At 69.2% G+C, this 26,352-nt stretch carries 27 protein-coding genes; 15 read left to right on the top strand and 12 right to left on the bottom strand.

The features are described from left to right. Nucleotides 1-304: 304 nt before the first annotated feature. The 5 genes from rpmH to ACQP2O_RS55335 are packed head-to-tail and all read left to right on the top strand — an operon-like array spanning nt 305 to nt 2,718. The gene (rpmH, locus tag ACQP2O_RS55355) at nt 305-442 is read left to right on the top strand and encodes a 50S ribosomal protein L34 (protein WP_433178923.1); all 138 of its coding nucleotides are present in this window, start codon (nt 305-307) and stop codon (nt 440-442) included. A 13-nt stretch (nt 443-455) separates the two neighbouring features. Continuing rightward, nucleotides 456-815, top strand: a complete 360-nt coding sequence (gene rnpA / locus ACQP2O_RS55350; RefSeq protein WP_433178921.1) for a ribonuclease P protein component — start codon at nt 456-458, stop codon at nt 813-815. Next, entirely contained in the window at nt 812-1,105 is a 294-nt protein-coding gene (yidD, locus tag ACQP2O_RS55345) for a membrane protein insertion efficiency factor YidD (RefSeq protein ID WP_433178919.1), read from the top strand. Before rnpA ends, yidD begins: the two co-directional genes overlap by 4 nt. Before the next feature lie 10 nt (nt 1,106-1,115). After that, nucleotides 1,116-2,174, top strand: coding sequence for a membrane protein insertase YidC (gene yidC / locus ACQP2O_RS55340; RefSeq protein WP_433178917.1), 1,059 nt, complete (start codon nt 1,116-1,118; stop codon nt 2,172-2,174). 43 nt (nt 2,175-2,217) lie between these two features. Further along, nucleotides 2,218-2,718, top strand: coding sequence for a protein jag (locus tag ACQP2O_RS55335; RefSeq protein WP_433178916.1), 501 nt, complete (start codon nt 2,218-2,220; stop codon nt 2,716-2,718). Nucleotides 2,719-2,876: 158 nt separating this feature from the next. Here ACQP2O_RS55335 and ACQP2O_RS55330 read toward each other — a convergent pair whose 3' ends face one another. Next, the gene (locus ACQP2O_RS55330; RefSeq protein WP_433178914.1) at nt 2,877-3,215 is read right to left on the bottom strand and encodes a DUF6458 family protein; all 339 of its coding nucleotides are present in this window, start codon (nt 3,213-3,215) and stop codon (nt 2,877-2,879) included. 324 nt (nt 3,216-3,539) lie between these two features. Between ACQP2O_RS55330 and rsmG the strand changes: the two genes are divergently transcribed. The 5 genes from rsmG to ACQP2O_RS55305 all read left to right on the top strand — a co-directional run bounded on the left by rsmG (nt 3,540) and on the right by ACQP2O_RS55305 (nt 9,021). Continuing rightward, nucleotides 3,540-4,238: a 16S rRNA (guanine(527)-N(7))-methyltransferase RsmG gene (gene rsmG / locus ACQP2O_RS55325; RefSeq protein WP_433178912.1), complete on the top strand. Its 699-nt coding sequence runs from the start codon at nt 3,540-3,542 to the stop codon at nt 4,236-4,238. Between the two features lie 417 nt (nt 4,239-4,655). Continuing rightward, on the top strand, nt 4,656-5,510 hold the full coding sequence (locus ACQP2O_RS55320) for a ParA family protein (RefSeq protein WP_433178910.1): 855 nt from the start codon (nt 4,656-4,658) through the stop codon (nt 5,508-5,510). Nucleotides 5,511-5,592: 82 nt separating this feature from the next. Beyond that, nucleotides 5,593-6,537: a ParB/RepB/Spo0J family partition protein gene (locus tag ACQP2O_RS55315; RefSeq protein ID WP_433178908.1), complete on the top strand. Its 945-nt coding sequence runs from the start codon at nt 5,593-5,595 to the stop codon at nt 6,535-6,537. A 452-nt stretch (nt 6,538-6,989) separates the two neighbouring features. Beyond that, the gene (locus ACQP2O_RS55310) at nt 6,990-7,538 is read left to right on the top strand and encodes an N-acetyltransferase family protein (protein ID WP_433178906.1); all 549 of its coding nucleotides are present in this window, start codon (nt 6,990-6,992) and stop codon (nt 7,536-7,538) included. Nucleotides 7,539-7,791: 253 nt separating this feature from the next. Beyond that, nucleotides 7,792-9,021 carry an MFS transporter gene (locus tag ACQP2O_RS55305; RefSeq protein ID WP_433178902.1) on the top strand — a complete coding sequence of 410 codons (1,230 nt, stop codon included), beginning with the start codon at nt 7,792-7,794 and terminating at the stop codon, nt 9,019-9,021. Between the two features lie 263 nt (nt 9,022-9,284). Here the strand turns inward: ACQP2O_RS55305 and trxB are convergent, their stop codons facing one another. The 8 genes from trxB to ACQP2O_RS55265 all read right to left on the bottom strand — a co-directional run bounded on the left by trxB (nt 9,285) and on the right by ACQP2O_RS55265 (nt 19,289). Then, nucleotides 9,285-10,241, bottom strand: a complete 957-nt coding sequence (gene trxB / locus ACQP2O_RS55300; RefSeq protein WP_433178900.1) for a thioredoxin-disulfide reductase — start codon at nt 10,239-10,241, stop codon at nt 9,285-9,287. A 168-nt stretch (nt 10,242-10,409) separates the two neighbouring features. Further along, complete coding sequence (locus tag ACQP2O_RS55295; RefSeq protein WP_433178898.1) at nt 10,410-11,174, bottom strand: hypothetical protein; 765 nt, start codon at nt 11,172-11,174, stop codon at nt 10,410-10,412. After that, complete coding sequence (gene sigM / locus ACQP2O_RS55290) at nt 11,171-11,791, bottom strand: RNA polymerase sigma factor SigM (RefSeq protein WP_433178896.1); 621 nt, start codon at nt 11,789-11,791, stop codon at nt 11,171-11,173. The genes ACQP2O_RS55295 and sigM overlap by 4 nt, the downstream gene beginning before the upstream one ends. An 835-nt stretch (nt 11,792-12,626) precedes the next feature. Next, nucleotides 12,627-14,225: an AMP-binding protein gene (locus ACQP2O_RS55285; RefSeq protein ID WP_433178894.1), complete on the bottom strand. Its 1,599-nt coding sequence runs from the start codon at nt 14,223-14,225 to the stop codon at nt 12,627-12,629. 166 nt (nt 14,226-14,391) lie between these two features. Continuing rightward, nucleotides 14,392-16,128 (bottom strand): murein biosynthesis integral membrane protein MurJ, encoded by a 1,737-nt coding sequence (murJ, locus tag ACQP2O_RS55280; protein WP_433178893.1) that lies wholly within the window; start codon nt 16,126-16,128, stop codon nt 14,392-14,394. After that, nucleotides 16,121-18,247, bottom strand: coding sequence for a DUF6049 family protein (locus ACQP2O_RS55275; protein WP_433178892.1), 2,127 nt, complete (start codon nt 18,245-18,247; stop codon nt 16,121-16,123). Before ACQP2O_RS55275 ends, murJ begins: the two co-directional genes overlap by 8 nt. After that, nucleotides 18,244-18,723: an NUDIX domain-containing protein gene (locus ACQP2O_RS55270; protein ID WP_433178890.1), complete on the bottom strand. Its 480-nt coding sequence runs from the start codon at nt 18,721-18,723 to the stop codon at nt 18,244-18,246. Before ACQP2O_RS55270 ends, ACQP2O_RS55275 begins: the two co-directional genes overlap by 4 nt. Before the next feature lie 35 nt (nt 18,724-18,758). Next, the gene (locus tag ACQP2O_RS55265) at nt 18,759-19,289 is read right to left on the bottom strand and encodes an aminoacyl-tRNA deacylase (protein ID WP_433178888.1); all 531 of its coding nucleotides are present in this window, start codon (nt 19,287-19,289) and stop codon (nt 18,759-18,761) included. Nucleotides 19,290-19,403: 114 nt separating this feature from the next. On the opposite strand from ACQP2O_RS55265, the gene ACQP2O_RS55260 reads away from it, so the two are divergent. The 5 genes from ACQP2O_RS55260 to ACQP2O_RS55240 all read left to right on the top strand — a co-directional run bounded on the left by ACQP2O_RS55260 (nt 19,404) and on the right by ACQP2O_RS55240 (nt 24,244). Then, nucleotides 19,404-20,840: a CCA tRNA nucleotidyltransferase gene (locus ACQP2O_RS55260; RefSeq protein WP_433178886.1), complete on the top strand. Its 1,437-nt coding sequence runs from the start codon at nt 19,404-19,406 to the stop codon at nt 20,838-20,840. A 47-nt stretch (nt 20,841-20,887) separates the two neighbouring features. Then, a complete protein-coding gene (gene bioA / locus ACQP2O_RS55255) occupies nt 20,888-22,168 on the top strand; it encodes an adenosylmethionine--8-amino-7-oxononanoate transaminase (protein ID WP_433178884.1) in 1,281 nt (426 codons plus the stop codon). A gap of 72 nt (nt 22,169-22,240) precedes the next feature. Then, nucleotides 22,241-22,438 carry a hypothetical protein gene (locus ACQP2O_RS55250; RefSeq protein ID WP_433178882.1) on the top strand — a complete coding sequence of 66 codons (198 nt, stop codon included), beginning with the start codon at nt 22,241-22,243 and terminating at the stop codon, nt 22,436-22,438. Between the two features lie 250 nt (nt 22,439-22,688). Continuing rightward, complete coding sequence (locus tag ACQP2O_RS55245) at nt 22,689-23,069, top strand: sigma-70 family RNA polymerase sigma factor (protein ID WP_433178879.1); 381 nt, start codon at nt 22,689-22,691, stop codon at nt 23,067-23,069. After that, entirely contained in the window at nt 23,066-24,244 is a 1,179-nt protein-coding gene (locus ACQP2O_RS55240; protein WP_433178878.1) for a hypothetical protein, read from the top strand. The genes ACQP2O_RS55245 and ACQP2O_RS55240 overlap by 4 nt, the downstream gene beginning before the upstream one ends. A gap of 78 nt (nt 24,245-24,322) precedes the next feature. Here ACQP2O_RS55240 and ACQP2O_RS55235 read toward each other — a convergent pair whose 3' ends face one another. From ACQP2O_RS55235 to ACQP2O_RS55225, 3 genes are read right to left on the bottom strand one after another with little or no spacing between them, the layout of a single operon-like run. Next, nucleotides 24,323-24,736, bottom strand: coding sequence for a type II toxin-antitoxin system VapC family toxin (locus ACQP2O_RS55235; RefSeq protein WP_433178876.1), 414 nt, complete (start codon nt 24,734-24,736; stop codon nt 24,323-24,325). Beyond that, nucleotides 24,715-25,008 (bottom strand): hypothetical protein, encoded by a 294-nt coding sequence (locus ACQP2O_RS55230; protein ID WP_433178874.1) that lies wholly within the window; start codon nt 25,006-25,008, stop codon nt 24,715-24,717. The genes ACQP2O_RS55235 and ACQP2O_RS55230 overlap by 22 nt, the downstream gene beginning before the upstream one ends. Continuing rightward, the gene (locus tag ACQP2O_RS55225) at nt 25,005-26,309 is read right to left on the bottom strand and encodes an MFS transporter (RefSeq protein ID WP_433178872.1); all 1,305 of its coding nucleotides are present in this window, start codon (nt 26,307-26,309) and stop codon (nt 25,005-25,007) included. Before ACQP2O_RS55225 ends, ACQP2O_RS55230 begins: the two co-directional genes overlap by 4 nt. Nucleotides 26,310-26,352 lie beyond the last annotated feature (43 nt).

Genomic DNA, 26,352 nt, shown 5'->3' with positions numbered 1-26,352 from the left:
ATCCTGGTTCCCCTCCCTCGAAGCGGCCGGCGCCCCACTAATGGGCGTTGTCCTCCCGCACAACGTCAGACGAACACTCTCTCACGCGTCATCCACAGGGTTGTCCACAACTTGTGCACAACCCCCGGGGTTATTGGGGATACGCGTGCTCGGTTTGACCGGAGGGCGGCGCAGACCGTAACGTACGACGGTCGAGTCGCATCGACGGCGGTGCTGCGCGCCCGCAGGACGCCGGGCCCCGTACGGGCTCAGGTGCCCGATGCGACATGAGCACATTGACCGCAGCACCCCACTGGAGTCTCGAGTGAGCAAGCGTACGTACCAGCCGAACAACCGCCGCCGTCACAAGAAGCACGGCTTCCGGCTCCGCATGCGCACCCGGGCGGGGCGGGCGATCCTGTCGTCGCGCCGCCGCAAGGGGCGCGCAGAGATCGCGGTCTGAGCAGCGGCGATCCATGCTGCCGTCCGGACACCGGATGCGGCGGCGAGAAGAGTTCACCTCGGCCGTTCGGCGCGGCGATCGTGCCGGACGGCCTCATCTCGTTCTTCACCTGCAGTTCCGGGATGACGTCGACGAACCCGCCCGGGTCGGCTTCACCGTCGGCCGCCAGGTCGGTGACGCGGTCGTCCGCAACCGCGTGCGTCGCAGGCTCCGGCACATCGTCCGGGAGCACCTGCATCTGCTCGCACCAGGTAGCCTGCTTGTCGTGCGGGCCAATGCCAAGGCGGCGGCCGCACGCCACGACGAACTCGCAGCGGATCTCGACGCGGCACTCGACCGGCTCCTGCGGCGACAGGTCAAGAGGCGGACATGACGGACAAGCCGACGCTAGCGGCTCGGGCCCTGACGGTGCCCATCGTCTTCTACCGTCGGTTCATCAGCCCCCTCTTCGGCCCGGTGTGCCGCTACCAGCCGACCTGCAGCGCCTACGCCCTGGAGGCGCTCCGCACCCACGGCGCCCTGCGCGGCGGCTGGCTCGCGGTACGGCGTATCGCCCGCTGCCACCCCTTCCACGCCGGCGGATACGACCCCGTCCCGCCGCGGAAGGGCGAACCACAAGACCTCACGCCGCCCCCCGGCGGCACTGTTTCGGAGAGCACATAGGAGCCAGCCGGTGAGTCTCAGCTTCCTCGATCCGCTGTTCGAGGCCGTAGCGTGGGTGATCGTACAGATCCACGCCGGCCTGAGCCTGATCTTCCCGGCGGACAGCGGATGGGCGTGGGGCCTGTCGATCTTCCTGCTGACCGTCCTCATGCGGGTCATCCTCTTCCCGCTGTTCGTCAAGCAGATCCACTCGTCGCGGAAGATGCAAGAGCTGCAGCCGCAGGTGCAGGCGCTGCGCAAGAAGTACAAGAAGGACAAGCAGCGCCTCAACCAGGAGATGATGAAGCTCTACCAGGAGGCGGGCGCCAACCCCCTGTCCGGGTGCCTTCCGCTGGTGGTGCAGTTCCCCATCTTCATCTCGCTGTACAACGTGCTCCGGGCGATCTCCACGACGCCGAAGGGCCAGTCGAAGTACGGCATCTCTGCTCACCTCATCCAGAGCGCCCAGAACGCCGACATCTTCGGCGCGCACATCCCGTCGACGTTCAAGGACGCCTTCTCCAGCGGGCACGTCGGCGCGATGGTCGTCACCGGCCTCGCCGTCGTGATCAGCTCGACGACGACCTTCTTCACCATGAAGTCGAGCGTCGGCCGGTCCATGCAGACGATGACGGCCGACAACCCGATGATGGCGTCGCAGAAGTACCTGGTGTACCTCTCGCCGCTGTTCGGCCTCTTCGGTCTCACCCTGCCGCTGGGCGTCCTCATCTACTGGGTCACCACGAACTCGTGGACCCTGGCCCAGTCGCACTACGTTTACAAGAAGTACCCGATGGCCACCCCCGACGCCCAGGGCGACGGCGCGGCCAAGACGGGCACCGCGAAGCCCGCGGTCGGCAAGACCGGCACTGCCAAGACCGGCACCGCCAAGGGCGGCGCCGTGAAGTCCGCGACGAAGGCGACCACCCGGACCGCACTCACCAAGTCCGCGACGGCGAACGGTTCAGCGGGTAAGGCAAAGAAGAAGGCCGAGGCCGAGGCCGAGGTGGACGAGCCGGTGGACGACACGCCGCCGAAGGTCGTACGGCAACAGCCGACACGCCAGCCGCGGAGCAAGAGGAAGCGATAGCGTGACTTCCCAGTCGAGCCGCAGTACGCATGAGGAGCCCGGAGTGAGCCAAGCCGAAGCCGAGACCGAGGAGACCGTGAAGGTCGACATCAAGGCGCTCGAGCAGGAAGGCGAGATCGCGGCGGATTACATCGAGGGCCTCCTGGACATCGCCGACCTCGACGGCGACATCGACATGGACGTCGAGGGCGAGCGGGCCATGGTGTCCGTAGTCGGCGCCACGCTGGACGAGCTCGTCGGCCGCAAGGGCGAGGTGCTGGAGGCGCTCCAGGAGCTCACTCGCCTGGCGGTGCACCGCAAGACCAGCGAGCGGAGTCGACTCATGCTCGACGTGGGCGGCTTCCGGGAGCGCCGCAGGTCGGAGCTGTCCAAGCTCGGCAGCGAGATCGGCGAAGACGTCAAGCGCACGGGCGAGCCGAAGGCCCTGTCGCCCATGACGCCGTTCGAGCGCAAGGTCGTGCACGACGCGATCGCCGCCATGGGACTGCGCAGCGAGTCAGAGGGCGAAGAGCCCAACCGCTACGTCGTCGTCTACGCGGAGTGAGCCGGCCAGGCACCCGCGCCTGACGCGCCGGCGCCCCGCGCGAACGCGCTCGCCGAACCACCCGAAGACGAACGGCCCCGCCACTCGGTGGCGGGGCCGTATCTTTTTTGGTACCGGTCGGCCGGTCGGTCCGCGGTTGGTCGTGGCGGCTTTCCGGTCTACTGCGGCTCGTACCTCGTGACATCACGGCGGGCCTGCGAGACGGATCGCCGGTGGGCGGACGACTCCGGCGCGCGCTCCGGGGGAGGCTCCCGGACGATGATCGTTTGCGGGCGCTCCTCCTCGCTGACATACAGCGGATCGTCCTGAACGATCTCCGTGACCTGCCGGCGGCGACGCGGTCGCGTGTAGGCGAACGTGATCGCCAGCCATGCCGCGCCGACGAACATCAGGATCCATCCGATCATCTGGATGTCGATCCCGCTGACGTGGAAGTTGAAGGCGAAGGCGAGAATCGCTCCCATGGCGATGAACGCCAGGCCCGTTCCGATGCCCATCTGAGACGGCTCCTTCCGGGGATGGCTCGGCCAGCCCCAGACGTACCCGGTCCACGAGAGATATGCATAGGACCGGATTTTCCGGTGGGGAAGCCGAGTCGAAAGCCGAACGAACCGCCATCAGCCCGGACGAGCGGGGCGACGTCGGTGCCGCGCGTATCGCCCGGCTGCGGTGTTCCTGGGCGTCACCGAGGAGCAGGAAACAAGGGCATCGACGTCACGTTCGGGGGCGGGCCGTGCGGGTCGGCGTTTCCCGGACGCCGTGCGATGTGGAAGCATTCCAACACTGTGGGGACCCATACGACGTTTCTGAGCCGCTGAGCCATGCCACTACTTCCTGCACCGTCGATCGCCCGCGAGATCTTCGCCGACGCCCTGCCTTCCGCTGAGAGATACGCCGAGTTCCTCGCGGGCCCCGGGGTCGAACGCGGCCTCATCGGGCCGCGCGAGGTCGAGCGCTTGTGGGAGCGTCACCTGTTGAACTGCGCCGTGATGGCCGAGGTGATCTCGGCAGAGGCGTCCGTGGTCGACATCGGCTCGGGCGCCGGACTGCCCGGGCTGGTGTTGGCGATCGCCCGTCCGGACCTGTCGGTGACGCTTCTCGAGCCGCTCCTTCGCCGCACCGTCTTCCTTCAGGAGTGCGTCGATCTGCTCGGGCTGCCGAACGTCGAGGTTCGGCGGGGCCGCGCGGAGGAGGTCGTCGGCGAATTCGCCGCCGATGTCGTCACGGCTCGGGCAGTCGCGCCGCTCGAGCGGCTGGCGCGGTGGGCGCTGCCCCTGCTGCGGCCGGGCGGCGAGCTCCTGGCGTTGAAGGGGGAGCGCGCGGCGGCCGAGCTCGAGGAGGCGGGCCCCGTTCTGAAGGAATTCGGGGTTCGCGCCGCAGAAGTGCTCCACGTGGGTCACGGTAAAGTCGAGCCTCCGGCGACGATCGTCCGTGTCGTCGCCGGCAAGGCTCCGCAACCCTCGGGGAAACGGACGAGTTCTCGTCGCGGCGGTCGCCGGCGCGGCGAACGGAAGAGGTGACGGTCCTTGACGACAGCAGAGGGCTTGGGATGGCCGGACCGTACAGCAGGGGCGTCACGGCAGGACGCGTCCGGTCTCGGTTGGCCGGGCACGACGGCGGCCTCGGCCCCGTCGACGCCCGCGGCACCGAGGGCCGCGGCCCCGCCTCCGCCCGCGGCTCCCTCGACGGCACACGTCTCGACGCCGGTGATCTCATCGGCCAATCCGTCCGCACCTGCCGCGGAGGCATCGGCCCCGCCCGCGGCCTCGCCGGCCGCCCTACCCGACGAAGAACCGGTGGGCGATCTCGCCGCCGAGATCCCGCCCGCTGTCGATCCTGTCAATGAGACGTCGCAACGTGACCCGGTCCATGGGGAGTCGAAGTTGGTAAGTGAGGCGCTCAAGTCGGCCGATGTTTCACGTGAAACAGCGCAGCCGATGGTGCAAGCCACGGCGGCCGCGTTCAAGGCGGTTGCGAAGCAGAACGAGAAAGAGTGGCCGAGGCCGCCTCAGTGCCGCATCATCACGATCGCCAACCAGAAGGGCGGCGTCGGCAAGACGACGAGCGCCGTGAACCTGGCGGCGGCGTTGGCGATGCACGGCAACCGGGTGCTCGTGATCGACCTGGATCCCCAGGGGAACGCCTCCACCGCGCTGGGCGTGGAGCATCACGCGGACATCCCGTCCGTCTATCACGTGATCCTCGAAGGCGCGCCGTTCGATGAGATCGTCGTGCCGGCCGAAGGGCTGCCGAACGCCTACTGCGCTCCGGCGACCCTCCATCTCGCCGGAGCGGAGGTCGACCTCGTGCCGATGGTCGCGCGCGAGGGTCGCCTGCGGCGTGCACTGGAGGCGTACGACACCGGGAAGTTCGACTACGTGCTCATCGACTGCCCGCCGTCCTTGGGTCTGCTCACCGTCAACGCCCTGACGGGTGCGAACGAACTGCTGATCCCGATCCAGACGGAGTACTACGCCCTGGAGGGCCTCACCCAGCTCCTCCACACGGTCGATCTCGTCCGGCAGCACCTCAACCCCAACCTCGCCGTCTCGACCATCCTGCTTACGATGTACGACGCGCGGACCCGCCTGGCCGCCCAGGTCGCGGACGAGGTGCGGAGCCACTTCGGCGAGTTGGTCCTGGGCACGGTGATCCCCCGGAGTGTCCGGGTGTCCGAAGCGCCGAGCTACGGCGAGTCCGTGCTGACCTACGACCCGAGTTCCAGCGGCGCGCTCGCCTACACGGAGGCCGCCCGCGAGATGGCCTACCGGGGGGCGGAGGGCGCCGCATGACCGGATCGTTGGCGCCGAGGCGTGCGGTGCGGGTCTCGGCCAGGTCCGCCGACACCGCAGAAGGACGTAGGGAAGGTCGCAAGTGAGTCAGCCACGACGAGGCCTGGGTAAGGGCCTGGGCGCGTTGATCCCGACGGCGCCTCCGCAGCCGGCGTCGCCGCCCACCGGCACCCTCACGTCGGCGTCGGCCGACGGCGGGGACCAGCCGCAGGTGGTGGCCGGGGCGCATTTCGCCGAGGTGCCCATCGCGAAGATCACTCCCAATTCGCGGCAGCCGCGGCAGACGTTCGACGAGGATGCGCTGGAGGAGCTCGCCGCGTCGATCGGGATCGTCGGGCTGCTCCAGCCGATCGTCGTTCGCGAGCTCGGGCCGGACGGCTACGAGCTCATCATGGGCGAGCGGCGACTGCGCGCTTCCAAGATGGCCGGTCTGGAGAAGGTTCCGGCGATCGTCCGGGACACCGGCGACGACGAGATGCTGCGCGACGCCCTGATGGAGAACCTCCACCGGCAGCAGCTCAACGCGCTGGAGGAGGCCGCCGCGTACCAGCAACTGCTGGACGACTTCGGAGCGACGCACGAGGAGCTCGCCACCCGCATCGGCCGTTCCCGCCCGCACATCACCAACACCCTGCGGCTGCTGAACCTCCCGCCGGCCGTGCAGCGGCGCGTCGCCGCCGGCGTGCTGAGCGCCGGTCACGCCCGCGCGCTACTCGGACTGGAGAGCCCCGAGCGCCAGGAGCATCTCGCCAAGCGGATCGTCGAGGAGGGCCTTTCGGTCCGAGCCGTCGAAGAGCTCATCGCGCTCGGCGAGGGCGGCGAGACCAAGAAGGCCGCCCGCCGCAAGGCACCCAGCAAGCCGGAGAACCCGCGGATCAGGGAGCTCGCCTCGGAGCTGTCAGAGCTCTACGAGACGAAGGTGAGCGTGGACCTCGGACAGCGCAAGGGAAAGATCGTGGTCGAGTTCGCCACGCTCGAGGACCTCGAGCGGATCGTCGACGCGATGACGCCGGACGGCCGGTCCTAGGGCCTGTCTCGAAGTCCGCTGTCCTACTGCGCGGCGTCCAGGCGGCGCCTCACCGCGTTGTCGCCCCACTCCACGAAAACGCGCGGGAACGGCTTCGCCGACCGCCGCGTTTCCGCGGGGACCCCGGGAGGAGTCGCCGGCCAACACCGGGCTGACTCCCTCCTCCGCCTTGCGAGGCACCACCTGGACACCGCTCGCTACGGACGGGGACTTCGAGACAGGCCCTAGAGAACGCCCCCGGCTCGGATCGGGCGGATGGTTTCACGTGAAACAGCGGCCATCCGCCATCGGGCCACAGTTCAAGCGGAAGCTCTAAGCTCCTCTTGGAGCGGGAATAGGTTCCTGAGAATGAAGGCGCTCCGCCCACGAAGGGGGCCTGGCCGGTGTCGCGTCGTCTGGTGAATATCACGCTCGACAATCTTGAGGACCTGCCGTCACGGTGTCGCAGGTGCGTGTTCTGGGAGCTCGACCCGGTCAGCATGCAGCGGGCCGAAGACTGTGGCGATCCAGAGCTGGAGAAGGAAGCCTGGATCTCCGCCACCCTCCTGGAGTGGGGCAGCTGCGGCAAGATCGTGTACGTCGACGGAGTGCCTGCGGGCTACGTCCTGTTCGCACCGCCGCTCTACGTCCCGCGCTCCGTGGCGTTTCCGACGAGCCCGGCGAGCGCCGACGCGGCGCTTCTGATGACCGCGCACATCCTCCCGGAGTTCCAGGGCGGCGGTCTCGGCCGGATGCTCGTCCAGGGCGTCGCGAAGGACCTCACCCGGCGGGGCATCCGCGCGATCGAGGCCTTCGGCGATCTCAAGTGGGAGAAGCCGTCCTGTGTTCTCCCCGCCGAGTACATGCTCGCGGTCGGTTTCAAGACGGTGCGGCCGCATCACCGGTTCCCGCGCCTGCGGCTGGAGCTGAAGTCCGCCATCTCCTGGCGTGAGGACGTCGAGGTCGCCTTGGAACGGCTCCTGGGCTCCATGTCCCCGGAGGGGGCTCTCCGGCCCGTCTGAGGGCGTCTCCGGGCCCGGACTCGGTGTCAGGCGGCGCTCGGGTCCGCCACTCGACGGCTTGTCGTGCAGGCGGCTCTACCGTACGTGACCCGTGAGCATCCGCCGGACGGGTTCTCGGCCACTCCCGACCGGCGAGCGACAATCCGACGAGACCCTTCGGCGGCCGCGGTGACGTCGTGAATCCGCCGGTTCTCGGCCGGCGGTGCCCGTTGGGTGGAAGGCGTTCACTGCCATCCACCACAGGACGGGATCGATGTCCACGCTCACCACTTCGGCCGGTGCCGCCAGGTCGGCGAGGCCGGCACCGACCAACTGGCCGGCGGTGCTCTCGGTGATGATGGGGATCTTCTCGATCGTCACCACCGAGATCCTTCCGATCGGGCTGCTGACGTCCATCGGCTCCAGCTTCACCATCTCCGACGGAACGGCCGGGCTGATGATGACCATGCCCGGTTACCTCGCGGCGGTCTCCGCACCCGCGGTCACCATCGCGACCGCCCGGCTCGACCGGCGGCTGATGCTGTGCGCCTTCATGTTCCTGCTGGCGTCGGCGAACTTCATCGCCGCAGGCGCACCGGCGTACTGGGCGGTGCTGATCTCGCGCGTGCTCGTCGGGGTCGTCATCGGTGGCTTCTGGTCCATCGGCGCGGGCCTGGCCGACCGTCTGGTGCCGTCGCGATCCACGCGCCGGGCGACGGCCGTCATCTTCTCGGCCGTTCCGCTGGGATCGGTTCTCGGCGTGCCGTTGGGGACACTGATCGGGAACGTCGAAGGTTGGCGGGTGGGCTTCCTGGTGTTGGGCCTGCTGTCCGTGGGGGTGCTCATCGCCCTCGCGATCCTGCTGCCGCCGTTGCCCGCCGAACAGGTCACGCGCCTCACCGCTCTGCGCGGCATGATCCGCGGCGTCGACACCCGGTTCGCGCTACTGGTGACGGTGCTCGTCGTGCTCGCGCACTTCGGTACCTACACCTACGTGACGCCGTTCCTGGAACGGAGCACACACGTCCCCACGAGCCTGATCACGATGTTCCTGTTGACGTACGGCGTCGCGGGCATCGTGGGCAACTTCCTGGCCGGCGCGGCCGTCGCTCGCCACCCGCACGCCGCCTTCGCGGTTGCTGGAGCTCTGATCGCCGTGGCCATTTTGGCGCTCCCGTCGCTCGGCCGGTGGGAACCGGGTGCCGTCGCCCTGCTCATCGTCTGGGGTGTGGGCTACGGTGCCGTTCCGGTCTGTTCGCAGGCGTGGTTCGTCAAGGCGGCCCCGCACGCGAGGGAGGCGGCCTCGGTGTTGTTCACGGCGTCGTTTCAAGCGACGTTGTCGACCGGTGCTCTCGTCGGCGGCGTCATCGTGGATCGCACATCCCTGCCGACCGTGATGCTGCTCGGCGGGGCCACCGCCGTGATCATGGTGATGAGCGTCGGAGCGCGCCGAATGCTGTTTGCGCAAGGCGACACACCGGTCAGATCGCGAATTCGCCGATGAGAGACGCCCGTCGGGAGTGGTCGTAACGTGCCTTGAGTGGAGTGAGGGCATTCTGTGGCCTGAGAGGCTCCTGAAGCGGCTGGACCCCGGGATTGATCCGATCACACCAGGGCACCGGCGTTCGCGGCACACCATTGCTCTGGCGAGTTTCCGCAGGCCAGAGGCGTGAAATGGCGACGGCCCCGCGTGAAAACGCGGGGCCGTCCTATTCCAGCCGCGGGAGGCTGGGAAGAAAGTCCGGATCGAGCGGTTGACGGGGCGGATCAGACCTGCTGTGGCGTCAGCTCGGCGATGCCTTCGTCCTGGAGCCAGCGCTCGGCGTCGATCGCCGCCGCCGCGCCCGTGCCGGCCGCAGTGATCGCCTGGCGATAGCGGTGGTCGACCACGTCGCCCGCGCCGAAGACGCCAGAGATGTTGGTGTGGGTCGTCGGCGCCTTGACGCTGAGGTAGCCCTCCTCGTCCAGGTCCAACTGGTCGGCGAACAGCTCCGTACGCGGCTCGTGCCCGATCGCGATGAACAGGCCGGAGATCTCCAGCGTGTGCTGCTCGCCGGTGTTGATGTCGCGGAGGACGACACCGGTCAGCTTGTCGTCACCGACGATCTCGGCGACCTCGCTGTTCCACTCGAAGCGGATCTTCTCGTTGGCGAGCGCCCGGTCCTGCATGATCTTGCTGGCGCGCAGCTTGTCCCGCCGGTGGATGACGGTGACCGACCGCGCGAACCGCGTCAGGAAGATCGCCTCTTCCATCGCCGAGTCGCCGCCGCCGACCACCGCGATGTCCTTGTCGCGAAAGAAGAACCCGTCACAGGTCGCGCACCAGGAGACGCCGCGGCCGGACAGCTGCTTCTCCGTCGGCAGCCCGAGCTCGCGGTACTTCGACCCGGTGGCGATCACGACCGTCTTGGCGAGGTAGGTGTCTTCGCCGACCTTCACGACCTTCGGCGACGCCGCCAGGTCGACCTCGGTCACGTCGTCGGTGACCAGCTCGGCGCCGAAGCGCTCGGCCTGCTTGCGCAGGTTGTCCATCAGGTCCGGGCCCATGATGCCGTCGGGCCAGCCCGGGAAGTTCTCCACGTCGGTGGTGTTCATCAGAGCGCCACCTGCCGTCACCGAACCCTCGAACACCAGCGGCCGCAGGTCCCCGCGGGCGGCGTAGATCGCTGCCGAGTACCCCGCCGGCCCCGAACCGATGATGATCACGTTCCGGACGTCGCTCACCGCAGTGCCTCTCTCTGATCGCGTCCGCGAAGTCGATCCCGGCTCCGTTTGCCGGGCTCCTCCGCTCGCAGTTAAACCGATCCTAGGGTGCGGGCATTCCCGGGTACGCCAGCCGCGCGTCGTACGGCCATCCCGCTCGAAGCAGCACGGCCGTACGACACTCGGAGATCAGCGAGCGATCTGCCGGTGGACGATCAGATCGGTGTCGTCGGCCGAGCACTTCGGTCCGACGACCCAGACGTCGGCATGCCCGCCGTCGGCCGCCGCCAAGGCGATGACCGTCGCGGGCCGGCCGTCGTACGTGGCCGAGTCGACCAGCAGCGGGGCCTTCCCGCCACTGACCCGGCCGACACATGCCGAAAGCGCGCCGTCCGCCGCCACGTTCAGCGTGGGGTGTCCGGCGGCCGACACCGAGGACAGCGCCGAGGCGAGCTGGGACTCCAGCCCCGCCGACGTGTAGTGCGTCCCGCTCCGAAGCGCGGTGTACGGTGCGGTCTGCTCCCCCCGCGGCCGAGGCTGGGTGCCTTCAACGTGGGGTCGAGAGGGCTCCTCCACCGGACGCTGGGAGACCGTCGCGCTGTCGGAGTCTCCGTTCTCCAGTACGGTGCGGGCCACGACGGACCCGCCGCCGACGACCACCACCGCGGCCGCCGCCGCTGCGAGAAACTGAAATCGCCGGGCGTGCCGATGCCCCGGCACATGCGAGGCCGCTTCAGCGGCGATCGCCGCGTCGAGGCGCTCGACCAGGTGAGCGGGCATCGGCGGAGTCGGTGCCTCCGCGAGAGCGCGGGACACCTCCGCGACCTCGGTGGCCCGATCACGACATTGGGCGCACTGGGTCAGGTGTTCTTCTGCGGATATGGCCGTGGCATCGTCGAGAATTCCCTCGGCGAGGTCGGCCAGTGCATCGTAGTCAAGGTGTGCGGCAGTCACGCGGATGTGCCACCTCCTTCCTCCGCAGATTCGACGCCCGAGCCGCGTCCTTGGTTCCGCAGGTGCCCGAGAAGCGGTGCGAGGCGGGCCCGGCCACGTGCGCACCGGCTCTTGATCGTGCCCGGCGGGACCTCCAGGACCTTGGCGGCCTCGTCGACGGCGTATCCCATCATGTCGACCAGCACGAGCGCGGCCCGCTGTTCGAAGGGTATGCGCTGCAGCGCCTCGCTCACGTCAAGGGACAGCTCGTGTGCGGCGGTCGGGTCGGAGTTCTTCGGCGCGACGGAGTCGAGGGTGGCGTCGTCGCCCATCGGCACGACCGGCCGGATCGAACGGCGCCGCACCCGGTCGAGGCAGGCGTTGACCACGATGCGGTGCAGCCACGTCGTGACGGCCGCGTCACCGCGGAACCGGCCCGCCGCCCGGTACGCCGACAGGAAGGCGTCCTGTAGGGCGTCGGCGGCCTCCTCGTGGTCGCCGAGCGTGCGCAGCGCGACCGCCCACATGCGATCACGGTGCCTCTGCACCAGCTCCGCGAACGCGTACGGATCCCCGCTCGCATGCCGCGACAGCAGCTCTTTGTCCGGGACCGCCTCGACCGAACGTCCCCCGCGCATGACCGCCATATCCGTCAGCCCGCTCCGTAACCGGCGACCCCGCCGATGGTGTGCCGCTCTCGCCCAGCGTGCCCCCCGAAGACCCCCACCCGTCCCCGTCGTGCCGCACCGCGGTGTTCGCACGACCGGCGAGCACGCGAGTGCACGGACTGGGAGGGCCTCAACACGCTCATGATGGTAGCCGTCCCCGTACGCTCCCGTCCGCCGTGACCGGATCATGCCGATCCGCGCACATCCGCAGGTCCGCGGGGCGAGCCTTGACAGACCCTTTACTCCCGGGAAACATCCGTGTCCTGCTGGGGCGCCCGGCCCTGCCTGTCTAGGGGACAAGGGGGCAACACATGCGGATTGCGCGTGCGGCGACGATCGTCGGTGCGGCTGCGTGCCTTTCCTCCACCATCGGCGCGACGCCGAGCTTCGCCGACGCGACCAGCGCCGCCAGGCCGCATGCGGTCGTGAGTAAGGGCGCGAGCGGAGCTACGTCGCCCGGCAGTCGCCGTGTGATCGGTCGGATGTATACGGAGAAGCTGACCGCCTACACGTACAACGCGCGACGTGGGCACAGTACGAAATCTGCGCTTGCCGTCACGGTCAAGGGGAAAGGAAAGTACCTACCGTGCTGGTACAACCGTTGTACGGGTTATGTAGTGGGGGGCTCGTACCGCTGCAAGAGAGGCGGAGACGTAGAGGACCTCTGGACTCCGCTGCGTTACAAGGGGCGGAAGGTCTGGGCCGGCTGTGGCGCCATAGGTAGGTAAGTCACAAAGGGGCGCTGCCACGGCTGTTTTGGCTCCGGTGGCAGCGCCCCCTGGTCCGAGATCTCCGTACCGACGGGTTACTCGGATCCGAAGACCTTGACGTCCTTGATCTTGATCTGGAACTGCCCGATGTTCGGCAGCTTGGTGAACCACAGGACGACGTAGCGGCCCTTGGCCGGGTCGGCGGGCTTCAGATCGAAGGTGTCGACCGCGTCACCAGCGGCGACCTTCGCGTCGGATCCATGCGTCTGGGAGTCGCCGACGTGGAGTTCCACATGGCCGGGGGAGCCGGACGGCATGGACACTGTGACCTTGTCGACGGATACGGTCTTGCCCATGTCGAGCACCAGGCCGATGCCGTTGCGTCTTCCGCCGAAATCGGCGCCGAAGTAAAACTGGGTTGTCCAGTACGACGACGGACTACCGTCGATCGCCTTCCGTTTGTCCTTCGGCGCGGTTGAGTCCGAGTTCGGCGCCTGGTTGTCGAGAAGGACGTCAGAGACCTTGAGCTGTCGGGTCGTCGGCTTGCTGGACTGGGTGGGCGGCGTTTGGACGCGGGACTTGGTGTTCTTGGCGCTGTTGTCGTCGCTCATCTGGGACAGGCCCCAGCCGCCGATGGCGACGACGACCAGCACGATCGCGGCGATCGCGGCCATCACGGGCTTGTTGACCGAGCCCTGGCCGCCACCGGTGGCGCGGTGACCGCCGCCTGTGTGCTGGGGCGGCTGTGGGGGGCGCATGCGGGCGCTGTCCGGCACGGTCTGCACCGGGGGGATCGGCTGGGACGCCGCGGCGGACATCGACGCCGTACGGTCCGGGGGGCTCTCGGGCCGCGGGACGACCGACGGCGGGGTGGAGCCGACGAGCGGTACGAACGGCAGCGGTGACCGGGGGACCTTGGCAAGGGCGTCCGCGAAGGCCGCAGGGGCCTCGAATCGCTCCGGAGCGCCGTGGACGGGGAGGCCCAGCGACCGGCTGACGATCGCGTCGAGGTTGTGCGGGATGCCGGCGCGGACCTGGGCGGGCGTGAGCGGGCGTCCGTCGGCCCCGGTGGGTGCGGGCGGCAGGATGGTGCCCTCTCCGCCCGGCCAGTGGCCGGTGAGTGCGGCGTAGAGCATGGCGCCGAGCCCCTGGACGTCGTCCAGCGCCGGAGTGTCGGAGTTCGCGCCGGACAGGACGGCCTCGACGCCGAGACCCGTGATCTTGACGGTGCCGCCGCTGGTCCAGACGAGGTTGTGCGGGGTCAGGCAGAGGTGGGCCAGGCCGGCGGAGTGGGCGGAGGTCAGCGCCTCGCCCGCCTCGAGCAGGAAGGCCGCGGCGCGGTCGGCCGCCATCGGCCCCTGGGCCAGGAGATCTTCGAGGGTCTCCCCGGTGACCCACTCGCTGACGACGTAGGCGCGCTCGCCGCTGTCGTCGGCGTCGAAGACCTGGGTGAGACGCGGGTCGGTGAGCCGGCTCGCGGCGCGGGCCGCGGTCACCACGTCGTTCACCCGGGGGAAGCCCGGGGCGAACGTGAGCACGGCGACGGAACGGGCGAGGATCTCGTCCGTTGCCTTCCAGAATGTGGAACCACCCGCTTCGCTTACGCGGTCGTCCAGGCGGTATCGACCGGCGAGGCGGGTTCCAGGTTCGATGACGGACGTGCTCAACGCGGCGTCCGGCGTAGGTGGTCGCATCCCATTTTCAGTGCCGTGGCTCCCTTGCGCCTTCGACCCTCCCTCGCTCCCTTGGAGGGAGAGGAAGACTTCATCACATTCCCGCCCGATGGTAGGACGCTCGAGGAGCGTCGCTGGATTACTACCCGGCGCGAGTCGCGCTCTCCCACCTTACGGGCAGCGCATCCTAACTCGCCCCACGACCGGGCAATCTGGCCATCATGGTTCGTTGCAGCGACTCCAACTCGGGGATCCGTAGAACCCGTGCGACCAGGAAGTACAGCACCATCGCCCCGCCTCCGCCGACCGCGAGAACGCCCAGCGACGACAGAACGTGGTAGTAGAAGAACTTGAAGCTGAGCAGGTGTACGGCGAGTGCGAACAGGAGCGCCGGGATCGTCGCGATCGCGATCTTCACGTGCGACGTGATGATGTGCCGGGCGCCCAGGCCGTTCAGCCGGCGGCGCAGGATGAAGGCCGCCACGAAGCAGCCGAACGTCCAGGACACGCCCAGGGCGATCGAGATGCCCTCCACGATCTTGTCCGTGGGCAGCGTGTAGTAGCCGACGAGGCCGAGGGTGATGCTGATCGCGACGTTGAAGACGGCCATGAAGGCGGGCGTGCGGGTATCGGCGAGCGCGTAGAAGACCCGCAGCAGCAGCTGGTAGATCGCGAACGGGACCAGCGCGAACGTGAACGCCTGCAGCACGTTGCCGATCATCAGCGCGTCGGAGATCTGCGTGGAACCGTGTGCGAAGAACAGCGTGGTCATCTCCGGCGCCAGCGCGAACAGCAGCGCGGCGGACGGCACGATGACCACCGACGAGAGGTTCAGCGCGGAGGACATGTCCTCCCGGACCAGGTCGTACCGCCGCTCGGAGGCGTGCCGGCTCATCTGCGGCAGCAGCGCCGTGACCACCGAGACGCCGACGATCGCGTACGGGAGCTGGAACAGCAGGTAGGCGTTGGTCCACGGCGTGAGCCCGACGCCGTACGTGATGCCCTCTCGCGTGCCCTTGTCACCGGCGCCGTTGGCGATGTTCGTGTTGACGACGAAGCCGACCTGCTGGATCGCGACGTACAGCAGCGTCCACAGCGCCATGCCACCGACCGGCGCGAGCTCCTCCCGGCGGAAGTCGAACCGCGGCCGGTACCGGAATCCGACCTTCCGCAGGGACGGCCACATGGCGATCGTCTGGATCACGATGCCGAGCGTGGTGCCGGCCGCCAGCAGCACGATCTCGGTGTGCGTGATGTTCGCCGGGCCGACGCCCCGGCCGGCCACGAAGAGGAACGCGATGCCGATCGCGATCACGACGACGTTGTTGAGGACCGGCGTCCACATTGGCGCGGCGAAGCTGCCCCGGGCGTTGAGGGACGCGCCGGCCAGCGCGCCGACACCGTAGAAGAAGATTTGCGGCAGGAAGAACAGCGCGAAGAGGACGGCCAGGTCGTGCTTCTGCTTGTCGTACGAGCCGGCGTACAGGTCGACCAGCAGGGGCGCGCACACCATCGCGATCGCCGTCAGCGCCGCCAGCGCGCCGAGGACGAGGGTCAGCAGGCGTGCTTCGTACTCCTCGCCGTACTTGCGGTCCTTCTCCAGCGCGCGCACGAGCATCGGGACGTGCACGGCGGTGAGCACACCGCCGAGGAGCAGGTCGTAGATGACGTTGGGGAAGGTGTTCGCGGTGTTGTAGACGTCACCGAGCGCATGGGTGCCCAGCGCGATGACGAGCACGGCGGTGCGGAGGAACCCGGTGAGCCGGGACGCGATCGTGCCCAGGGCCATGACGGCGCTGGACTTGAGCAGCCCGCTCACCCCGCCGCGGCCGCGGCCGGGCTCCTCGCTGGGTTCTTCGGGGGAGATCGCTGGGAGATCGGTCGCCGTCACGGCGACCTCGGGAGTGGGTTCGGCCTCAGCCACCGGTCGTATCCTCCGCTTCCTCACCTCGACGCCGGATCACGCGATATCCGACGCCGACGAAGAGTACGGCAAGTGAGATGCCGGTGATGAGCAGCGCGGTTTGCGCGTAGGCGGTCGCGCGGATCTGAAGCATGAGTGGCTGGGTGATGGGCTGGTCGTCGGGACCCAGGAGATCGATGTTGACGTAGGCGGGGCCGTTGGCCGCGGCCTTCATGTACAGGTTGACCGTCTCCTTGTGGCCGGCCTCGAGCGTGATCTCGCTCTGCTTCGGCCCGGGGCCTTCGACGCGAAGTCTGGCGGGGTTCTGTGAAGTGGCGCGCAGCCGTATCTTGACCGTGCCGTGTTCGAGCTCGTTGGAGACCGTGATCGGCACCTGCCCGGACTTGCCGGCCAGGTCGAGGCTGGGTTTGAGCACCTTGATCTTGCTCTGGGCGCTGCGCAGCTCGTTGTCCAGGGTCTGCCGCAGCTTCGACCCGGCCCGGGTCTGGTCGTTCCAGGCCGAGGACTCGAGCCGTGTCACGCCGAGGGTGAACCCGCTGGTCGGCGGCTCGAAGACGCTGGTGAACCGCCCCACGTCCCCGCTGAGGTCCTTCACCTGGCCCAGGTAGCGCTTCGAGAGCTCGTTCTGGCTCTTCTGCGGCTGGAAGGTGCGCGGCTGCGCCCGCTGCCGCTCGACGGAGCTGAGCGGGATCTCCTTCAGCCACGGTGCGTGGGCGGAGAGATACAGCAGGTCCTTGGCGAAGGCGGGACCCGGCTCCCAGCGGCGCGGCGGCACGATCACGACGGTGCGGGAAGGGGCGTACGGCCGCTCGTTCGTGACCATGGCCGTCTCGGCGAGGAACCGCTGCTCGGCGAGGGCGACCCCGCCCGGCTCGTCGGTCTCCGTCGCGAGGATCTTGTTGATCGTGTCGTCGAACGCGACGAGCTTGACGTTCTGGCCGCCGACGGGTTTCTGGGCGACGGGATCGGCGGTGTAGTTCTGATTGGGATGGGGCAGGACGGTGCTGTTGAGCAGGATCGTCCGGGCGCCCGCCTTGACGAGGTTGTTGAGGGTCTGCTGGTCGGCGAGGCCGTCCGGTGGGACCGCCACCGACGTGCTCTCCATGGGCAGTTTGGCTCGCGTGAGCGCCTGGGTCACCACCGGGCCGGTGGCCGCTTTGATGTGCGAGGACATCCGGGCCCGGGAAAGGGCCATGACGTCGGGGTCGGCGTACGGCGTGGCGATGACGCGCTTGTTGCCGAGTGCCTGGCGCAGGCTGGTCAGCCAGGAGTTCGCTGCGACGCTCTGCGGCTGGTGCGCGGTGCCTTTGGCGGTCTTGATGGCGTAGCCGTCCTTGCCCGACATGGAGACGGCGTCGTCCGCCAGCCCCGGGTCGACCAGCCAGCTGACCGACTTGTAGGTGGCGGCCGCGGTGACCAGGTCGGCGAGCCGCCCGCCGGAGTTGAGCATGCGTTCGAGCTTGTCGTCGACGAACGTCGAGTCGTCGGCGCGATGTGGCTGGTCGACCACCGGCCAGACCCACGAGACCTTGGTCTTGTTGGCGGTCGTGGTGCTCGGGAAGTAGGTGACGAACGTATGCTCCCTGCCGACGACCGCGCCGGCGCTGAGCACTTCGACGGAGATCGGAAAGACGCCGAATTTCGGGAGGTGCATTCGGCTGACGGGCATCTGCAGGGTCCACGGCTGCTGGCCGCCCGGCTGCACGGCTCCGGGCACCGCCTTCGGCGGCCCGGCCAGCGGCGGGTCGGCGAGCTTGCCGTCGGCGTACGCCTGGAGCGCCCCACGGCTCTGCATCGACACCGTGGAGTAGCGCAGGCGCACCGACAGCCGCTGGTACGTGCTGTCGGACTGGCTCTGCAGCACGCCGCTTAGTTTCAGCGTCTGCGACGGTTTCGCGAGGTATTTCGGGGCCACGGAGCCGATCACGACGCCGATGGGTGGTTTGCCGGTCGGCTGCCTCTCCCGGGAGGCCCGCGTGGCGCCCAGGCCGCCGGAGGATCGCGTGGTGCGCGCGGAGTGGCTGGAAGAGGTCGTGCCGTGATGCGGGCGTGGGGTCGCGGCGAGCGCCGGCCCACCGGTCAGCACCAGTGGGACCACGAGGGCGAGCAGCCGCTTCATGCGGCGCCCGTGAGCAGCTCGGGCACCTTGGCGACCAGCGCCTGCTCGTCGGCGTGGGCGAGCCGCCCGGCCACCTCGTCGAGCGGCACCCAGGCGACCTCGGCGACCTCCGCGTCGCAGTCGGACAGATCCCCTCCCACGGCGACGAGCAGGTGGTGGTGCACGGTCTTGTGCACGCGTCTCCGGTCGGCGGAGAACCAGTAGTCGACAGTGCCGAGTGGGGCGATGATCCGACCGCGGATGCCGGTCTCCTCCTCGACCTCGCGCACGGCCGCCTCCTCGATCGTCTCGTCGGCTTCGACATGCCCTTTCGGCAGCGACCACTGGAGCCGGCCGTCACGGTCGTATCTGGCGATCAACGCGGCCCGCGGAGAGCCCGCCAGGTCGACGACCAGGCCGCCCGCCGACGTCTCCTCATGGTGACGGCCCGGCGGGCCGGCGGGCCGACGACGACTCGGTCTGCGCGAGCGGGACACGGCCGCAATCGTAGTAGCCACGCGTACGTTTTCGGTCAGTGATCCGTTGGACGCGAGGCATCGGGCGCGTGCGTGCAGGCGATCGGCGTGGGCTTGGCGTCACAGAGCGCGAACAGATCCAGGGTGTGGATCCCGAGGGCCGTCCACGCCTCGCCCGTGGTCGTGTAGACGATGTCGTCGACGCAGGCGGCCTGCTGGTCCACGAGCATGGTCATGCCGGCGGGGAGGAGCAGGGGGGCGACCAGGTCGGCCGCGTAGTCGGTGACCTCGTTGACCAGGTCGGCCGGGGCGGGACGCACCTCCGACACGCCGAGGGCGTCGGCGATGACCTCCGGCGTGGGCTGGGCACCCGCCGTGACGATCACGGCGACGAGGTGGTGACCTTCTGTGTACGCACGGTCCGGATCGTGCGGAAGATACACGCGCGTGCACAGGCAGCGGAACGACGGCAGCCCGAGCACCTCAGGAAGATCGTCCGCGCCGCTGATGTGCTTCGGCAGGCGTACGATCTCGTGGGCCGTCTGGCGCTCGAGCAAGAGCCGATGGATGGAGAGTGCGTCCTTCATCGTGGTCTCCGTGCCTTGTTCAGGCAATTTACCCGGATTTCGGGGCATTAGCGGATCACGGAAGTGGTGATTCGCGTTTTGCCCGCCACGTGCGAGGACCTACTCTCGATTGCCGTGCCGAACGACCACGACGTGACCACCGACCACCAGGCAGCAGTCAGCGGACTGCTACGGCGCGTGACGCCCCTCGCCGACGAGATCGGCCGCCGTTTCGCCGCCGCGGGCCACGAACTCGCCCTCGTCGGCGGTCCCGTACGCGACGCCCTCCTCGGCCGTCCGGTGAACGACCTCGACTTCGCTACCGACGCCCACCCGGACCGCGTCCTGGAGATCGTCAAGGGCTGGGCGGACGCCGTCTGGACGATCGGCATCGAGTACGGCACGATCGGGCTGCGCAAGGGCGACCTCCAGCTCGAGATCACCACGTACCGCAGCGAGTCGTACGACCGCGACTCGCGCAAGCCCGAGGTGACGTACGGCACCTCCCTCGAAGGCGACCTCGCCCGCCGGGACTTCGCGGTCAACGCCATGGCGGCCCGCCTGCCCGGCCACGAGTTCGTGGACCCCTTCGGCGGCCTGCACGACCTGAAGCTCGAGGTCATCCGGACCCCCGGGCGCCCCGAGGACTCCTTCGGCGACGACCCGCTGCGGATGCTGCGCGCCGCGCGGTTCGCCGCGCAGCTCGGATTCAGCGTCGCCCCCGAGACCGTCGCCGCCATGAAGGCCATGGCCGACCGCATCGAGATCGTGTCGGCCGAGCGGATCCGCGACGAACTGTCCAAGCTGCTGCTCGGCGCGCACCCCCGTACGGGCATCGCGCTGCTCGTCGACACCGGTCTGGCCGACCGGGTGCTGCCCGACGTCCCGAAGCTCAAGCTCGAGATCGACGAGCACCACCGGCACAAGGACGTCTACGAGCACTCGCTGATCGTGCTCGAGCAGGCGATCGCCCAGGAGGAGGACGGCCCGGACCTCGTCCTGCGGCTGGCCGCCCTGCTGCACGACATCGGCAAGCCGAAGACCCGCTCCTTCGTCGACGGCGGCCGCGTCACCTTCCACCACCACGAGGTCGTGGGCGCGTCGATGACCAAGAGCCGCCTCACCGCGCTGCGGTACCCCAAGGACGTCGTCGCCGACGTCTCCCGCCTCGTCGAGCTGCACCTGCGCTTCCACGGGTACGGCACGGGCGAGTGGACCGACGCGGCGGTGCGCCGCTATGTCCGCGACGCCGGGCATCTGCTGCCCCGCCTCCACAAGCTCACCCGCGCCGACTGCACGACCCGCAACCGGCGCAAGGCCGCCGCGCTGGCCCGCACGTACGATCAGCTCGAGGAGCGCATCGCCCGGCTCCAGCAGGAGGAGGAGCTCTCCAAGATCCGGCCCGAGCTGGACGGCAACGAGATCCAGCAGATCCTCGGCATCAAGCCCGGCCCGGCGGTCGGCAAGGCGTACAAGTTCCTGCTCGACGTGCGCCTGGACCGCGGCCCGATCGGCAAGGAGGCCGCCACCGAGGCGCTCCGCGAGTGGGCACGCGAGCAGGAGCTGGGCTAGGGCCATCGGGCACCCTCTGGGGCTGATCCGGGATGCCATGATGGCGCATGGCCTCTGAGGAGCTGCTCGCGTTCGACAGGGAGCACATCTGGCATCCGTACGCCTCGATGCCCGCGAGCGCGCCGGTGCACCCCGTCGTGTCGGCCACGGGCGTACGCCTGACCCTCGCCGACGGCCGGGAACTGATCGACGGGATGTCGTCGTGGTGGGCGGCGATCCACGGGTACGCCCATCCCGTCCTCGACGCGGCCGTCACCCGTCAGCTCGGCGCCATGGCCCACGTGATGTTCGGCGGCCTCACCCATCCCACCGCCGTCCGCCTCGCCGAGCTGCTGATCGACGTCATGCCGGAGCCGCTCACGAAGGTCTTCTTCGCCGACTCCGGATCGGTCTCGGTCGAGGTCGCGATCAAGATGGCTCTGCAGTACTGGCGGTCGCGCGGCCGTACGGACAAGACCCGGCTGTTCACCGTCCGCGGCGGGTACCACGGCGACACGTTCGGCGCGATGGCGGTCTGCGATCCGGTCGGCGGCATGCACCACCTGTTCACCGACCTGCTGCCGGCGCACGTGTTCGCCCCCATGCCGCCTGCGGCGCACGACCCGGCGTACGCCGCCGACCTCGAACGCCTCGTCGCCGCCCACGCCCACGAACTGGCCGCCATCATCGTCGAGCCGGTCGTCCAAGGGGCGGGCGGCATGCGGTTCTACGACCCGGCGTACGTCCGCCTGCTGCGCGATCTGGCCGACGAACACGACGTGCTGTTGATCCTCGACGAGATCGCCACCGGGTTCGGCCGGACCGGCGCCCTGTTCGCCTGCGAGCACGCCGGGGTGAGCCCGGACATCATGTGCGTCGGCAAGGCGCTGACCGGCGGCTACCTGACGCTGGCCGCGACCCTCTGCACGGACCGGGTGGCCCGGGGGATCAGCGAGGGCGAGGCCGGCGTGCTGATGCACGGCCCGACGTACATGGCCAACCCGCTCGCCTGCGCGGTCGCCACCGCATCCCTCGAACTCCTGCGCGAGCGCGACTGGCAGGCCGAGGTCGCCGCGATCGAGAAGCTGCTCACGGCCGGCCTCGAACCCGCCCGCGACCTCCCCGGAGTCGCCGACGTACGGGTGCTGGGCGCGATCGGCGTGATCGAGCTGACCGGCCCCGTCGACGTCGCCGCCGTCCAGGACACCGTCATGGCCCACGGAGTGTGGCTGCGGCCGTTCCGCAACCTGATCTACACGATGCCGCCGTACGTGACCTCAGAGGCCGATCTGGCGCGCGTCACGGCCGCGATGGTCGCCGCCGCCCGGCAGCACGCCACGACCGGCTGACGGACGGGTCGAAGCTCGCATAGCGGCGAGGGGTCCGAGGCGTCTCAGGGGTGACGCACTTCGGAGGTGACGATGGCCGTCGCAGACCACGCGGTCTTCCGGAAAGCCGAGGCGGACATCCCTGCCAAGGTTGCCGAGAGCAGGTGGACGCGGATGCTCGAGACCCTTCGCCAGAACGTGGCGCTCATCCTCGGGCCGGAACGACCCCTGCACGACGGGGATGATTCTCACGGCCTTGGCCGCGATGAAGATCACGATGAGCTGTGGTGACGGCGTACGCGGTCATGGCCGGGCGGTGGATCGGGATCGATCATTCGTGCGGGGACGCATAGCCGCGTGGGTCCGCAGGCGTCTCAGGGGGCCGATGACCTTCGGCGGTGACGATGGATGCCGCGGCTGAGCGACATTTCCGGGAGTTCGTGGTGGCGCGATCGCCGGCGCTCATGCGCCTGGCCTATCTGCTGACCGGGGGCGACCAGCAGTCGGCCGAGGACCTGCTGAGACCGCGCTCGCCAAGACGGTGGCGCGCTGGCGCACCGTCGACGACCCGGACGGCTACGTGCGGCGTGTCATGTACCACCAGCGGGTGAGCTGGTGGCGGCTCAAATGGCGATCGCGTGAGACCCAGGTCGCCGTCCTGCCGGAGCGGCCCCACGAAGACGACACCGCGGCGGTGGAGCTGAAGATCACCGTACGCCGGGCGCTGGCCAGGCTCACGCCCAAACAGCGGGCCGTCCTCGTGCTGCGCTTCTTCGAGGACCTTCCGGAGAGCGAGGTCGCCCGGATCCTCGACTGCAGCGTCGGCACGGTGCGCAGCACCACCTACCGATCCCTCGCCCGCCTGCGCGAACTCTCCCCCGAACTCGCCGCACTGAAGAACATCACGGAGGTTCGACCGTGAAGCTGGAGACGCTCGTCCGGCAGTCACTCGAGGAATGGTCCGCCGAGGCCCGGGTGCCCGCCGGCCTGGCCGATCGGGCGCTGCGCCGCAGAACCCGACGGCGGATCCGCGGCATCGCCCTCGTCGCGGGGGCGGCGGCCGCCGTCGCGGCGACGACGTTCGCGGTCGACGTCGGGGCCCCGACCGCACCGCGTCCCGCGACGCGCCCCACGCCGATGGACACCTCGCTGCACACGGACCCCGCGCACTCGCCGCCTCAGCGCTTCGTCGCGGCGGGCCAGACGGCGATCTCCGCCTACTACATCCGGCAGACGTCGTCGATCGGCGGGAAGACGGTGTTCCGGGACACGTGGTACCTCTACCGCCCCGCGACCGGCGGCTATCAGAGGACGCCCTGGGCGAACCTCGACGTGGCACCCGGCCTCCGGCAGGCCGCCGTCCTCGAAGGCCCCCTGCCGGCCGCCCGGGTCGGTCTGGTGGACCTGAAGACCCAGAAGGTCACCCGCTGGATCACACTGGAATATCCGGCCGGTGGCCTGGCCTGGTCGCCGGACGGGACGCGGCTGCTCGTGACCACCTACGACCGGTCCGTGGATGTGCCCGCAGGTCCGGGGACGAGTTCGCGGACCGGCTACTACCTGGTCAACGTCGCGTCCGGCAAGGCGGCGTTCCACACCCTCCCGGCGGGTACGGACAACGTCGACGCCAGGCAGGACCTCGGCTGGAGCCGGAACGGGAGACTGCTGTGGGCGCCTACGGACACGACGCCGACCAAGAGGTTCTACGACCTGAGCGGTACGCCTCGGCCGGCGCCGCCACACGAGGACCAGACCTATGTCGATGAGGCGGGACTGTCCCCGAGCGGTCGCTACCTTTCACGGGGAAACCCGTACGTCGGCCCTGGCAGAACGAACCCGCACGGTCCCGCCACGGCAGTCGAGGACGTCACGACGTCGAAGCAGGTCGGCGTCCAACCGGTCGAACAGCTTCGCGCCTGGGCGGACGACACCCATCTGATCGCGGTCGCGTGCGACGTCAAGAGGTGCACCGGGAAGGGGGAATTCCACAATCGGTACGTCCTGGTCAGCGTCGATGGCAAGAGCATCACCCCGCTCACCGGCTACCAGAACAGTGACGCGCCCGGTGCGTGGCATCCGCTCTTCACCCACCGCTGAGCTCGGCCACCGCCGGCCGTTACGGCTCAGGCGGCGGCCACCGAAGCCCCGGGCTCTCCTTCTGCGAGAGCCCGGAGATCAGACGGCCAGGACCCCCACGCCGACCTCACCTTCGATCAGGCTCTTGAGGTCATTCGGATCACTGGTCAGGATGACGACGGGACGAGGCTGGTCGAGAGCGGTCGCGGCGACCATGGCATCGATCGTCGCGGTGCCGGGGAGACCACTGCGGCCGAGGAGCGTACCGGCGGTCCGCCCGAGCTCCCGCGTCAGCGGCACGACGTCCACCTTCTTGAGAACGCGGTGCACCGCTGCATCGCGACGAGAGCCGCGCAGCACCTCGGCCAGTGTTACAGCGCTGGTGACGACATTCGCCTGTCTCTTTCGTGCCTTCGCTACGAACGAGACCAGGTGGGGGTGATCATCGGCGAGCTTGGAGACGCCTTCGGAATCGAGGACGAACGTGCGGGCTACCAGCCCTCCTCGGCCCACTTCGCTTCCAGTTCGCAAAGTGCCTTCTCCGCTTTGTCGAGTGCCTCTTGGGGCAGGGGACCATGCCGGGACACGTAGTCGGCGATGAGGTCGTCGAGGTTGTCCATCTGGAGCTGACGCATCACTGCCTCCGTGACGTAACGGCTGAACGACCCGGAACCTACACGCTCTCTGACCTGCGTGATGAGCGATTCCGGCATCGAAACGCTAACTTTCCGCACTCGGTCGGATACGGTACGTTCGGAGTCGTCTGCCCCGTGAGGCTCGCTCATGAGGCCAGGTTACTACCGGCGGTGGCAACCCTCGAAGTGTTTCTCATCGACAGCCAGTAGAGCAGTGATGCCAGGGCGTAGCCGCCGCCGATGAGGGCGAGGACGCCGTAGGACTTGCCGTTCGCGGGCAGGAGGGCGGCGGCGACGGCGAAGCCGGCGACGTACAGGCCGTTGAAGAGCATGTCGTAGATGGAGAAGACCCGGCCGCGGAAGGCGTCGGCGATGGACGTCTGCACGATCGTGTCCACGCAGAGCTTCACGCCCTGAGAGGTGAGCCCGAGCACGAAGGCGCCCAGGATGAACGGCAGCGGGGAGAACGGCGCGGCGAGGATCACCTCGGCGACGCCGGCGAACGCCAGTTGCATCGCGATCCAGGCCTCCTTGCGGATCCGCCCCGTGACGGCCGGGGTGATCACGGCGGCGAGGAAGTATCCGACGCCGGAGACGACGAGGACGACGGCGAACCCGCCGAGCCCGGCCTCCGCGCTGCTCGAGAAGTAGTTCCGGAACAGCAGCACCGTCATGATGGTCGCGATGCCGTAGAGGAAGCGGTGGGCGCCGATCGCGCCGAGCGCGGCGGCGGCCGGGCGCCGGTCCCGTACGTGCCGGGCGCCGTCGAGCAGTCCGTGCAGCACCCGGCCGAGCGCCTCGCGGGTGTCGGTCCGCAGTTCGCTCTGGTCGGGGCCGAGCCGGTCGCGGCCCATGCGGGTGGCGACGAGCGCGGTGCCGACGTAGAGGACGGCGGCGGCGAGGAGGACACCGGCGGTGCCGCTCTGGCCGGCGCCGAACAGCACCCGCAGCACGTATCCCACTCCGGCGCCGACGAAGGTCATCATCGTCCCGGAGGTCACCGACACGGCGTTCGCGGTGATGAGCTCGGCCGATCCGACCACGCGGGGCAGCGCCGCCGACAGCGCGGACAGGAAGAACCGGTTGACGGCGAACACGATCAGCGCCGCGAGGAAGAACAGCAGGCCGTCGTCGCCGCGCATCAGCAGCAGCGCGGTCGCCACCACGGCGACGGCGCGGATGAGCGGGGCGTGGACGAGGATCTGGCGGCGCCGCCACCGGTCGATGAAGACGCCGGCGAACGGGCCGAGCACGGAGTACGGCAGCAGCAGCACCGCGGCGGTGACGGCCGCCTCGGTGGCACTGGCCTGTTGTTCCGGGGAGAACAGGACGTAGCCCGCGAGGCCCACCTGGAACACGCCGTCGGAGAGTTGTGAGATCACGCGGGTCGTGAACAGGCGGCGGAAGTCCTGACCCCGGATGACCAGGCGCAGGTCGGCGGCGTAGGACACCGACCAAGCCTAAGGCAGCGAAACGGCCGGTCGTCCCTGAGGG

Source organism: Actinoallomurus sp. CA-150999, assembly GCF_050942425.1.
Classification (GTDB): domain Bacteria; phylum Actinomycetota; class Actinomycetes; order Streptosporangiales; family Streptosporangiaceae; genus Actinoallomurus.
Note: the sequence above shows the minus strand (reverse complement) of the source record. Positions and strands in the feature narration are given on the sequence as shown.